Source organism: Dietzia sp. SYD-A1, assembly GCF_015356725.1.
In the GTDB taxonomy this organism is placed as follows: Bacteria; Actinomycetota; Actinomycetes; order Mycobacteriales; family Mycobacteriaceae; genus Dietzia.
Genome location: NZ_JADDKI010000189.1, coordinates 20575 through 32375 on the forward strand (window position 1 = coordinate 20575; position 11801 = coordinate 32375).

Genomic DNA, 11801 nt, shown 5'->3' on the forward strand with positions numbered 1-11801 from the left:
CAAAGCCCTTACCGCCACGGCTCTTGCGCCGCCTACCGGTCAACCCATACGGCGTCCGGGCGATCAGAATGCAGGCGAAGTGAGCCGCAGACACACGAAGGCAACCCTTGACCTATACCCATAGGGGGTATAGGTTTATTGATGTCCGGATTGATCCGATCCATCGGATGTTTCAACGAACTACACCGTCAACGGAAGGAGCCGTCATGGCTACCAGCACCAAGGAGTACACCGTCCAGGGCATGACCTGCGGACACTGTGAGTCGTCGGTCAAGGAGGAAGTCGGCGAAATCGCGGGCGTCTCCATGGTGGAGGCCTCGAGCAAGACCGGAACGGTGTCGGTCTCCGGCGAGGGCTTCACCGACGAGCAGGTCGTCGCCGCCGTCAAGGAAGCCGGCTACACCGTCACCTCTTGACGCGAAGCGATCTCGCCAGCCCCAGCAGCTGGCGAGATCCCTGGCCCCGAGCACACCACCCGTTCACCGTGAAGGATTGATCCTCGATGACCCAGACTCAACCCTCCCAGATGCACCCCGCGGTGGATCTGATCGACATAGATCTGGGCGTCACGGGCATGACCTGCACTTCGTGCTCGGGGCGGGTCGAGCGCAAGCTCAACAAGCTCGACGGGGTGGACGCCACGGTCAACTTCGCCACCGAGTCCGCGTCCATCTCCTTCGACCCGAGCAAGGTCGACACGGACGCGCTCATCGAGACCGTGCGCGGTGCGGGATACGACGCGTTCACGATGAAGAATGACGACGACCAGGCTGTGGACGCAACTTCCGCAGGTGGCGGCGCCGGTCCCCGAGACCAGATCGAGGAGGCCAGGGAACGTGAGACCGCAGACCTCAAACACCGTCTGATTGTCTCGGCTGCACTCACGGTCCCGGTGGTCTTGCTGAGCATGATCCCGGCACTGCAGTTCACCAATTGGCAGTGGGCCGTGCTGACCATGGTCACCCCCATCTTCTTCTGGGGAGGCGCACCCTTCCACAAGGCCACCCTCGCCAACCTGCGGCACGGCTCGTTCACCATGGACACCCTGGTCTCGATGGGCACGGCGGCCGCCTACCTCTGGTCACTGTGGGCACTGTTCCTCGGCAACGCCGGCATGCCCGGCATGACCATGGAAGTGCATCTGCTGCCCACAAACTCCACGATGGACGAGATCTATCTGGAGACCGCCGCCGTGGTGATCTCCTTCCTGCTGCTGGGCCGCTGGTTTGAAACCAAGGCCAAGGGGCAGTCCTCCGCCGCACTCAAGGCGCTCCTCGACATGGGAGCCAAGGACGCCGCCGTCCTCCGCGACGGCGTCGAGGTCCGCATCCCCGTGGGTCAGTTGAAGGTCGGCGACATCGTCGTGGTGCGCCCGGGCGAAAAGATCGCCACCGACGGTCGCGTCACCGAGGGTTCGTCCGCGATCGACGAGTCCATGCTCACCGGCGAATCCGTCCCGGTTGAGGTCACGTCCGGCTCCACGGTGACCGGCGCAACCATGAACACCTCGGGAAGACTGCTGATCGAGGTCACCCGCACCGGCGAGAACACCACACTGTCCCAGATGGCCAAGCTGGTCACCGAGGCGCAGTCCAAGAAGGCCCCGGTCCAACGACTGGTCGACCGCATCTCGCAGGTCTTCGTGCCCATCGTGATCGTCATCGCGATCATCACCCTGCTCGTGCACTTGTTTGTGGTGGGAGCGGGACTGGCCACCGCGTTCACCGCCGCCGTGGCCGTGCTCATCATCGCCTGCCCGTGCGCACTGGGCCTGGCCACTCCCACCGCACTCCTGGTCGGTACCGGCCGCGGCGCCCAGATGGGACTGCTCATCAAGGGGCCCGAGGTCCTAGAGTCCACCCGGCGCGTCGACACCATCGTCATGGACAAGACCGGCACCGTCACCTCCGGAGTGATGTCCGTCAGCCAGGTCACCACTGCCGCCGGATTCGACCGGACGGATCTGCTGGTCAAGGCCGCTGCGGTGGAGGCCGCGTCCGAGCACCCGATCGCCCAGGCCATCGCCCGCGAGGGTGCAAAGAGTCTGGCGGGCGAGGGCCCCGTGGCCGACAGGGAGGCCGGATCCGCCATTCTGCCGGAGGTCACCGGGTTCACCAATACTGCAGGCCGTGGCGTCACGGGCACCGTCGACGGTGCCGTGGTGACCATTGGTCGCCCTGAGGGCTCCCTGCCGGCGGACCTGCGGACCGCGTTCGACGATGCCCAGAAGCAGGGCGGCACCCCTGTGGTCGCCCAGATCGACGGCACCGTCGCGGGCGTGATCACCGTCCGCGACACCGTCAAGCCCACCTCCGCCGAGGCGGTAGCCGGACTCAAAGCTCTCGGATTGACCCCGTGGCTACTCACCGGCGACAACGCCGGAGCCGCACGTGTCGTGGCCAGCGAGGTCGGCATTGATCCGGCCAACGTGATCGCCGAGGTCATGCCCCACGACAAGGTCGCCCAGATCGAGAAACTGCAGGCCAAGGGCAAGAACGTCGCCATGGTCGGCGACGGCGTCAACGACGCGGCAGCTCTCGCCCGGGCCGAGCTCGGACTGGCGATGGGCGCCGGCACGGACGTGGCGATCGAAGCCTCCGACATCACTCTGATGAACGACGACCTGCGATCCGCCGTGGACGCGATCAGGCTGTCACGCCGGACCCTGGGCACCATCAAGGGCAACCTATTCTGGGCGTTCGCCTACAACGTCGCACTGATCCCCGTCGCTGCGATCGGACTGCTCAATCCCATGCTCGCAGGCGTCGCAATGGCGTTCTCGAGTGTGTTCGTGGTGACCAACTCCCTACGCCTGCGCGGGTTCACCTCAAGCCACGCGACCCCCAACCACGACCAGACCAGGAGCCAGCAATGACGGATACCCCGGACCTCGCCATCGACCCTGCAGCCGAGCACGATGCCGAAGCCGCTGGCTGCGAGACCCACAGTCACCACGGCTACATGAAGGAAAAGGACCGCTACAAGGCCCGGCTCAAGCGGATCGAGGGCCAGGTGCGGGGCATCCACCGCATGATCGATGAGGAGCAGTACTGCATCGACATCCTCACCCAGGTCAGCGCCATCAATTCCGCACTGCGCAACGTCGCCCTCGGCCTGCTCGACGACCACATGCGCCACTGCGTCGCCGACGCAGTGAACGAGTCCGACGAGGCCGCAGAGATCAAATTCAAGGAAGTGGCCGACGCCATCGCCCGCTTCTCCCGCTAAGCGGGGGCGGGTAGGTGCATGGGAGGCCCCGGCAAGGTCGCGAGCAGGATGCTTCGCGGATGTAGCCGAGCCCCGAAATTCGGTGAACACGCCTCACCAACATACCCCGTTGGGGTATAGTTTGCGGGTGGGAAAGCCAATGAACTCGCACGGCAGAAACCAGGAGAGAACATGACATCTGATCGAATTCAGGATCCGGTCGACGCCGCCGGTTAGCTCGACGAACTCGCGGGCCCTATCCCGGGCTGGCAACCCGGTTGTTCCAATCGTCCCAGGCCATCACCGCAGGTCGTCACCGAAAAAGCCTTCGGGTTCGAGCAATGTGGCTACGGAGTCGGGCCAAAGGCAGCTCACCCTGGCCCACGCCCTTGGGCGCCCGAAAGACCAGCAGCGGCGGAGGGTGCTTCCATCGTTCCGAGCGCCCTAGAAGGGAGCCGCCATCATCGTGGCGCCAGCCCGAACCACTCCCCTGACGAACATCTTGAGCAAACCTTCACACAATCTCCACCACAATCCGCTGGCTCACCCACGATCCTGACTGTCGGCCGGACCCCAGAACGCCAGGACGTGCGTCATCACCGACGGGAACGGCGATCCTGGGATGGGCGGTGTCACGAACGTGGTCGGCCGAGCACAGATGTCAGCACGATTCGATACCCTGCGGCGGTATCGGCTCGTGGCCCGGAGCAACTGCTACTTGGCCCCACGGGAAGAGATGTCCATGACCCCTAGAACACATCATGCGCTAGGGCTCACCGCTGTCAGGGAATCATGTTCTTGCTGTTTCACTCCCTCGAAACTCCTGCATATCGAAGCTGCCGGACGCATGCCGCTCGAAGATCACGCCAACCAGGTGGCAATGGACAAGACGGAAGGGACCAAATGAATCAGTCGCACGATCATCATGACCACGCCCACAGTCACGGATCCGGCGGAGCCGCGGCCGGGCACCTCAACGAGCGAGACACGGCGGTAGCTGAGCACCATCACCCGGACGGGCCCCAGGAGACGACGGGCCACGCCCATGCGGGGCAGCATCACGCTGGCCATGAAGACCATGGCGGTCATGCCGGGCACGGAGACCATGTCGGGCAGTTCCGACGTTTGTTCTGGATCATGCTCGTCTTGGCGGTGCCGGTGGTCGGCTTCAACGAGATGTTCGCCGACCTCATCGGTTACCAGCTGCCCGACGCCGGATGGGTGTGGTGGGTCTCCCCCATCCTGGGCACAGTGATCTACCTCTGGGGCGGCCGGCCGTTCCTGACCGGCGCTCTCTCCGAGGTCCGCGCTCGTCAACCCGGCATGATGCTGCTCATCGGCTTGGCGATCACCGTGGCGTTCATCGCCTCCTGGGGCGCAAGCCTGAGCTTGTTGGATCATGAGCTGAACTTCTGGTGGGAACTGGCGCTGCTGGTAGTCATCATGCTGCTGGGCCACTGGATCGAGATGCGCTCCCTGGCGCAAACCACCTCTGCACTCGACTCCCTGGCGGCACTGCTACCCGATGAGGCCGAGAAGGTCGACGGCGACGACGTGGTCACCGTCGCACCGGCCGATCTGGCGGTCGGCGACGTCGTGATTGTCCGCCCCGGTGCTTCTGTGCCCGCCGACGGCAAGATTATCGACGGCTCGGCCAGCATGGACGAATCCATGGTCACCGGCGAGTCCAAGGCGGTCCGCCGTGAGATCGGCGAGCAAGTGGTCGCCGGCACGGTGGCCACCGACTCCGGCTTGCGCGTCGAAGTCTCCGCAATCGGTGACGACACTGCCCTGGCCGGAATTCAGAAGCTGGTGGCCGACGCGCAGGCATCCTCCTCGCGTGCCCAGCGCATCGCCGACACCGCGGCCGGCTGGTTGTTCTGGTTCGCCCTCGCATCGGCGGCGATCACCGCTGTCATCTGGAGTGTTCTGGGGATGCCGGATGCGGCGGTGGTGCGCACGATCACCGTGCTGGTGATCGCCTGCCCGCACGCCCTGGGATTGGCGATCCCGCTGGTGGTCTCGATCGCCACCGAACGCGCCGCCCGCGGCGGCGTACTGATCAAGGACCGCCTCGCGCTCGAATCGATGCGCACCGTCGACGCCGTCCTGTTCGACAAGACCGGCACCCTGACCAAGGGCGAACCCACCGTCACCGGAATCGAACCGATCGAGGGACACACCCAAGACGAGGTACTCGCCCTCGCCGCGGCGGCCGAGAGCGACAGCGAGCACCCGCTCGCCAGAGCCGTGGTCGGGGCCGCAAGGGCCCGGGAACTGACCGTGGCGAAGGCGACCGACTTCTCCTCCTCGCCAGCTGTGGGCGTGAAGGCCACGGTGGAGGGCACCGTGGTCGAGGTCGGCGGCCCCTATCTCCTCGACCAGCACGATCGCGACGAACTCCCCGTCGCCGATCAGTGGCGTACCGAGGGCGCGATCATCCTGCACGTCCTCGCCGAGGGCCGGGTGATCGGCGCGCTGCGGTTGGCCGATGAGATCCGGCCCGAGTCCCGTGACGCCGTCGACGCGCTCCATGCTGCCGGTGCGCAGGTCGTCATGATCACCGGCGATGCTCAGGCCGTCGCTGACACCGTCGCCGCCGAGCTCGGCATCGACCGGGTCTTCGCCGGGGTCCGGCCAGAAGACAAGGCCGCCAAGGTCGCCCAACTCCAGCACGAAGGCAAGAAGGTCGCCATGGTCGGCGACGGGGTCAACGACGCGCCCGCACTGGCCCAAGCCGATGTGGGCATCGCCATCGGCGCCGGGACCGACGTGGCGATCGGCTCCGCCGGCGTCATCCTGGCCTCATCGGATCCCCGCTCTGTGCTCTCGGTCATCGAACTCTCCCGGGCGAGCTACCGCAAGATGAAGCAGAACCTGTGGTGGGCCGCCGGCTACAACCTTGCCGCCGTGCCTCTCGCCGCCGGCGTGTTGGCTCCGATCGGATTCGTGCTGCCCATGAGCGTCGGCGCCATCCTCATGTCGCTGTCAACAGTCGTTGTTGCCCTCAACGCCCAGCTGCTGCGGCGCCTCGACCTGAGCCCAGAATCCGTCACAAGAGCGATGGAGCGAGGATAACCACCATGACAACCACCGACACCTCTCGGCGACGAGTCGCATCCGCGTTCCTTGCTGCCGCCGCGTTGACTCTCGCCGGCTGCTCGACCGGACCGTCAGGCAACGCGTCGACAGAACCACCCGTCACCTCGTTGGAGTCCTACGATCTCGCCGGCCTCGAGGCACCCCAGATCATCAACACGCTCGACACCATGCCGGTGGCCGACAGGCCGAACGATCTGATCGCCTCGGTGCAGCCGACTGAGCTCGTCTTGACCAGTGGCGATGAGAGCCTCGAGACGATTCCTATTCCAGAGGACCAGTTCTATCTGTCAGTGGCTCCGTATTACACGAGCACCCACCCCTGCCGATTCCACAGCCTGACCACTTGCCTCGGCGAGATCGCCAACGAACAGGTGCACGTCACAGTCACCGATAACGCCTCCGGTGACACCCTCATCGACGAACCGCGCATCACCTACGACAACGGCTTTCTCGGGCTCTGGCTACCGCGAGGCATCACGGCCACGCTCACCATCGACCACGACGGCAGAACGGCCACCGCTCCGATCTCCACGGGCGACGATGACCTCACCTGCCTGACCACTATGCAACTCGCCTGACATCCCCACTCGCGCCGATATCGCCACCGACGCGGCCACCCACCGGCAGGAAGGTAGTGCGGTCAGCATGGACCACAGCACACAGTCCCAAGACAAGCTCACTCTCACCGGATCCGTCGCGCTGGGAACCGGGGTAATGATCGGAGCCGGCATCTTCGCCCTCGTGGGCCAGGTCGCGGAATTGGCCGGCGGCTGGGTGCCGTGGGCGTTCCTCGCCGGCGCGGTGGTAGTGGCGTTCAGTTCCTACTCCTACATCCGGTAATCGGCCATCAACCCGTCCTCGGGCGGGATCGCGATGCTGCTCAAAGCCGCCTACGGGCCCGGGGTGGCGGCCGGCACGTTCTCCCTGTTCATGTACGTGTCGATGATCCTCGCCGAGTCCCTGCTGGGGCGGACCTTCGGCACCTACGTGCTGCGGCCGTTCGGCATGCAGGACTCCTCCCTGTGGGTGCCGGTGCTGGCAGTGCTCGCCATCGCCGCCGCCGCGCTGGTCAACCTGGTGGGCAACCAGTGGGTCGAGCGGTCAGCCACCGCTACCGCGGCGCTCAAGATCGTGGGCATCGCTGTGCTGGCGATCGCCGGCATCCTGGCCGCGGGCGTGTCCTCGCTGGACCGACTGTTCACCGTCGCCGAACGCACCCCACCGGAGCACGGCTGGATGGGCTTTCTGGCCGGGGTGACCCTGTGCATCCTGGCCTACAAGGGCTTCACCACGATCACCAACCAGGGCGCGGACCTACGGGACCCGGAGCGCAACATCGGCCGCTCCATCATGATCTCCATCGCCCTGTGCACCGTCCTCTACCTGTTGATCACCGTCGCAGTAACCGCCAGCCTGACCGTTCCGCAGATCATCGGGGCCCGCGACTACGCCCTCGCCGAGGCTGCCAAGCCGATGTTCGGATCCTGGGGCGTCACGCTGACCGTGATCATCGCGGTGGTGGCGACGCTGTCAGGACTCATCGCGAGCTTGTTCTCTGTCTCCAAGCTCTACGACATGCTCCGCGACATGGGCCAGGTGCCGGGACTACCCGGGGACGGCGGACACCAGTCGCTCTACATCACAGCCGGCCTGGCGATCCTCATGGCAGCCTTCTTCGACCTGTCACAGATCGCCTCCCTGGGGGCGATCTTGTACCTGGCAATGGACATCGCCATCCACTACGGGATCGTCCGACGCCTCAAGGACGACGTCAATGCCAAGGCGTGGATCCCGTGGGTCGCGATCGTCCTCGACGTCGCAGTGCTCGTACCCTTCCTCCTGCTCAAGGCGCAGTCCGACCCACTCACGCTGGGCATCACCGCGATCGTGGCCCTAGTCATCATCACAGCGCAGTGGATCACCGTGCGTCACCGCTCCGCACAATGATCCGCCCTTCTGCGAAAAGCCGATACAACGGGTATTGGACGCTTGTTATTACAAAGATTCTGCGAAGGTCGAACCGAGGGACTGTAGCCAGTTCTGCGCATCAGTAGCGTCGGCGTTAGCTGGGCGCCTCCAGCGACGACTCGGAGAAGAAGGGAGCACATCGATGTCTCACATCACTTCAATGATCGAAACCCACCCCAACGACGCTTCCGGCATAGACGTGCAGAAGCTTGCCGACTGCATCGCCGCGTGTCTCGAATGCGCACAGACTTGCACCTCGTGCGCTGACGCCTGCCTGGCCGAAGAGATGGTCGCAGACCTACGGAACTGCATTCGCCTCAACCTTGACTGCGCCGATCTCTGCGCAACCACTGGCAAAATCCTCAGCCGTCGCACCGGGCAGAACCTCGCCACGGTCAAGACCACGCTCGAGGCATGCCGGACAGCATGCGCAGAATGTGCCACCGAGTGTAAGAAGCACGAGGACATGCACGAGCATTGTCGAGTCTGCGCCGAAGCCTGCCGCAAATGCGAACAGGCCTGCACCGAACTCCTGTCCGCGATCAGCTAACGATCAATGCCCGGCCTGGTCGGTCGTACGACAATCGACCAGGCTGGGCCACCCGCCGATATCCATGCCTTATGTAAAGCGTAGCGATTACCGACATGACGTCCGCGGCACAGCAGAAAAACTATCGAGCGGCTTTTTTGTCAGCTCGAAATCCAGTCTTCGAGAGAGACCCAGTGAACAGGTCCTCATTCAAAAAATAAAGCACCTGTGGAATGTCGTCCACCTCGAAACGCAACTTTCCACCGACACCCATCAACCTGTCTGGATCTAGTTCATTTTCTTCCATTGCCAGACGCAGGTCACTGCTCGACACGCTCGATAGATGATCCCGTCTAACTATCGCTTCCAGACGTGCCTTAAGGCGCGAATCTCTCTTTACTCGAGTTTCGAGTAAGTCTTGACTGACGGACTCCATCGGAACCGACGCCGCAAGGATAGTAATCCATTCAGGAATCTTTTTTGCCAAAGTTTCCTGGTCGCGAAAAAAGGCAGAAAAGACAGTTTGACTAAAGATCCCCAACTTGCCGCGGAAAGAAACCAAATCGATCCATTCATCGAACGCAAATATTGGGTCCTCCACGCGCTGCAGAGTGTCTGACAGCGTGGAGTATATACGTCCCCTCTTAAGTCCCCGGCGAGGATTTGATCTGCGGATAAACACAGCCCTGTCGCCAGCCTCTCCAACTACAATTGCATAAAAGGAAAGGTCTCCTGCAGGGAGATGCTTGGGATTAATCTCCTCTAATCGCTCCGCCCATCCAAGAACTGACAGGAACTTTTCGCCAGAATGTTCGGCGGCGAGATTGGGGGCATCTCCCACCTGGTCGACGTCTAGCACTAAATAGGTCTCTGGAGATAGGTCAGCATCGGGCGTCCAGTCGGCAGGCTCTCTTTGTGCCAGTTGACTCGAGGCGTTCTGGACCACATCCCGGAAGGCAGCTGCTACCTCTTGACTTAAGAGTACCTGCCGCAATTTTAGACTTTTCCCAGATGTCCATCCGACCACCAGTGTCATCGCTGAGCTTACATCGATGTTCTGAACATCAATACCCACGTCACTCATTCATGCGCTCCGTTTCATTTACATCGACTTTGTATATGTGGCCAGATAGCGGGACCGCCGCGATACTCGCCCCGACCCGGGGGCGCGTTCGGGAAACAATCAACGACTCATGCCCTCCTCCGTCCCGAATCGAGTATATGTGGTACCCCAGAGCGAGCAGTGCCGGATTGACGAGAGAGAGATCGGTGCGGTACAGCAAGATTGCAATCAAGACGATTAGCACCGAATACGCTGCAGCGTTTCCCCAATCATTGATATCTACAAATAAAAATGGCACAATGAAAGTTAGTAAATAAGTCGGTACTTGTTGAGTTTCGTCCCTCGATTCGCTTATTACGAACAACCTTGGGACTACCGAGCTCCGCGCTTTTAGTATAAAAAACACCGTAAGTATAGCGACTGTCGCTAACGCGAATAGTGCTATACCGATAAACCGATGACTTGCAACCAAGCGAAAGCCTACAACGAGTAGCGCCGGCGCTAGTGCAGAAATGAACAACCAGATCCGTGTCATCCCAATCCTGCTTGCTCACAAAGCATTTTTGTCTCCTGCCTCCGTGCGCGCCTAGCGGCGTGGGAGGGAGACAATCCCAGAACAGTGTGCTGCACCACACCGCCCTCACAAAGATGCGCACGTGCAAAGAGGCCAAGAAATCGATTTGGGTAGACAGCCGGCATGCGGAGGCCATCCGCTCGGAGTCTCGTGTTCATTGGGCGATAGTCGCATGCTGATCCGACACTGGGCAGGAAATCGAGTTGCGAAGCTGAGCACTGCCGCCCCGAACCGCTCTGAACCGCCCCAGGGGTGTCCCGCCACCTCCTTTGCGAGTCGAGGGGAGGGCACCCCTCTCATTAGCTTGGATCTGAGGGGCCCCGACAGGGCAGCGGCCTCGGACCCGCCCGCCAGTAACGGGACTTCCCATAATTTGCGTCAGACGCTGTCGCGTTTGACGATCGTCTAACGCGACTCTTCGTGAGCGAACCGTTGACTTCCGGCTCGCGCAGCACGAACCCTAAACCCGGCTCTTGTCGGTGTGGCACGTACAAGTAGCGCAGCAAATGTGGAGACATCACGGCCTTGTGTGGCACTCCTAATCCAGCGACGTGCTCCTCCGGGGGCTTCTCTGGATCCGAGATCGGGGCGAGCTGGTCGACCCCGACAATCGGCGCCGTATTCTTCGATCGCCCAAACACGAGGTCGCGGACAATCGCTGATGGCTCTTCCCCCGCTTTGAGGCGGTCCCGCGCTTCGGCGACCTGCTCGCCGGTCAGGCCGCGTCTGCGTCCCGTGCACCTGGCCTTGGAGGGGACACATCTGATCGCTCCAATGTGACTGCAGTGAAGACAAGGAAGACGCAGAAGGCCAAGAGAAGTCCGGTCACGATTGACCAAAGGATACTTCCTGCGGTGAACGCCCAAATAAAGAGAGCAAGGAACAATCCGGCTAGAAAAAGCGTGAACAATATATCTTCGGACTTGGAGGACTTCCTTGGTGGCCGGCCCGGGGTCCGAGTACTGCTGCTAACGGGGCTCGACGTCGCAGGCTTCGCCGGTGATGGCGACTTCGGCTTGTACGGCTTGGCTGCCCCCATGCGGTTGTACGTACCGCACGATTGGCAGTAAAGCTTTTGCGTTGCGACGAGAGGAGCAGCCAAGCCCGCTACGCCCACCGTCGCTACGCCAGCGGTGGCGCCGAGGATCTTCGCTCTCCTGGTGCGCTTTCGCGTAAAGCTCTTCCCGCCACAGTTTGAACACCGAAGATCGCCACTCCCATCCACCTGAATGTCTTCCACCGCGACCCCTTTGACGAATGAGTCTGAAGCCAGATATGCCTCAGGATGCACATAAGTATGACCTAACCCCGCTGATTCACGGGCCGGTGTGACTGCTGCTGTCGGGTGACGGCGGGCT

The 11801-nt window shown here is 62.6% G+C and carries 9 protein-coding genes; 8 read left to right on the plus strand and 1 reads right to left on the minus strand.

Annotation, left to right across the window (positions count from 1 at the left end; translation table 11 throughout):
• Positions 1-206: 206 nt before the first annotated feature.
• The 8 genes from IY392_RS08715 (at position 207) to IY392_RS08750 (ending at position 8827) form a co-directional block, all read left to right on the plus strand.
• Positions 207-416 carry a heavy-metal-associated domain-containing protein gene (locus IY392_RS08715; RefSeq protein WP_007625927.1) on the plus strand — a complete coding sequence of 70 codons (210 nt, stop codon included), beginning with the start codon at positions 207-209 and terminating at the stop codon, positions 414-416.
• 86 nt (positions 417-502) lie between these two features.
• The gene (locus IY392_RS08720) at positions 503-2875 is read left to right on the plus strand and encodes a cation-translocating P-type ATPase (protein ID WP_182611234.1); all 2373 of its coding nucleotides are present in this window, start codon (positions 503-505) and stop codon (positions 2873-2875) included.
• Positions 2872-3228: a metal-sensitive transcriptional regulator gene (locus IY392_RS08725; protein ID WP_017838595.1), complete on the plus strand. Its 357-nt coding sequence runs from the start codon at positions 2872-2874 to the stop codon at positions 3226-3228. The genes IY392_RS08720 and IY392_RS08725 overlap by 4 nt, the downstream gene beginning before the upstream one ends.
• Positions 3229-4110: 882 nt before the next feature.
• A complete protein-coding gene (locus tag IY392_RS08735) occupies positions 4111-6285 on the plus strand; it encodes a heavy metal translocating P-type ATPase (protein ID WP_206682243.1) in 2175 nt (724 codons plus the stop codon).
• 5 nt (positions 6286-6290) lie between these two features.
• The gene (locus tag IY392_RS08740) at positions 6291-6887 is read left to right on the plus strand and encodes a CueP family metal-binding protein (protein ID WP_182611235.1); all 597 of its coding nucleotides are present in this window, start codon (positions 6291-6293) and stop codon (positions 6885-6887) included.
• A 67-nt stretch (positions 6888-6954) separates the two neighbouring features.
• Positions 6955-7149, plus strand: coding sequence for a hypothetical protein (locus IY392_RS19170; protein ID WP_228549188.1), 195 nt, complete (start codon positions 6955-6957; stop codon positions 7147-7149).
• A gap of 33 nt (positions 7150-7182) precedes the next feature.
• A complete protein-coding gene (locus IY392_RS08745; RefSeq protein WP_228549189.1) occupies positions 7183-8256 on the plus strand; it encodes an APC family permease in 1074 nt (357 codons plus the stop codon).
• Positions 8257-8437: 181 nt separating this feature from the next.
• Positions 8438-8827, plus strand: coding sequence for a four-helix bundle copper-binding protein (locus IY392_RS08750; protein WP_228549190.1), 390 nt, complete (start codon positions 8438-8440; stop codon positions 8825-8827).
• 121 nt (positions 8828-8948) lie between these two features.
• Here the strand turns inward: IY392_RS08750 and IY392_RS08755 are convergent, their stop codons facing one another.
• Positions 8949-9890, minus strand: a complete 942-nt coding sequence (locus IY392_RS08755; RefSeq protein WP_182611237.1) for a hypothetical protein — start codon at positions 9888-9890, stop codon at positions 8949-8951.
• Between the last annotated feature and the right edge of the window lie 1911 nt (positions 9891-11801).

What these genes read in the sequence shown, in the direction of transcription:
- IY392_RS08755 (WP_182611237.1), bottom strand. Translation starts at nt 9,890, where the DNA reads ATGAGTGACGTGGGTATTGATGTTCAGAACATCGATGTAAGCTCAGCG.
- IY392_RS08720 (WP_182611234.1), top strand. Translation starts at nt 503, where the DNA reads ATGACCCAGACTCAACCCTCCCAGATGCACCCCGCGGTGGATCTGATC.
- IY392_RS08750 (WP_228549190.1), top strand. Translation starts at nt 8,438, where the DNA reads ATGATCGAAACCCACCCCAACGACGCTTCCGGCATAGACGTGCAGAAG.
- IY392_RS08740 (WP_182611235.1), top strand. Translation starts at nt 6,291, where the DNA reads ATGACAACCACCGACACCTCTCGGCGACGAGTCGCATCCGCGTTCCTT.
- IY392_RS19170 (WP_228549188.1), top strand. Translation starts at nt 6,955, where the DNA reads ATGGACCACAGCACACAGTCCCAAGACAAGCTCACTCTCACCGGATCC.
- IY392_RS08715 (WP_007625927.1), top strand. Translation starts at nt 207, where the DNA reads ATGGCTACCAGCACCAAGGAGTACACCGTCCAGGGCATGACCTGCGGA.
- IY392_RS08745 (WP_228549189.1), top strand. Translation starts at nt 7,183, where the DNA reads ATGCTGCTCAAAGCCGCCTACGGGCCCGGGGTGGCGGCCGGCACGTTC.
- IY392_RS08725 (WP_017838595.1), top strand. Translation starts at nt 2,872, where the DNA reads ATGACGGATACCCCGGACCTCGCCATCGACCCTGCAGCCGAGCACGAT.
- IY392_RS08735 (WP_206682243.1), top strand. Translation starts at nt 4,111, where the DNA reads ATGAATCAGTCGCACGATCATCATGACCACGCCCACAGTCACGGATCC.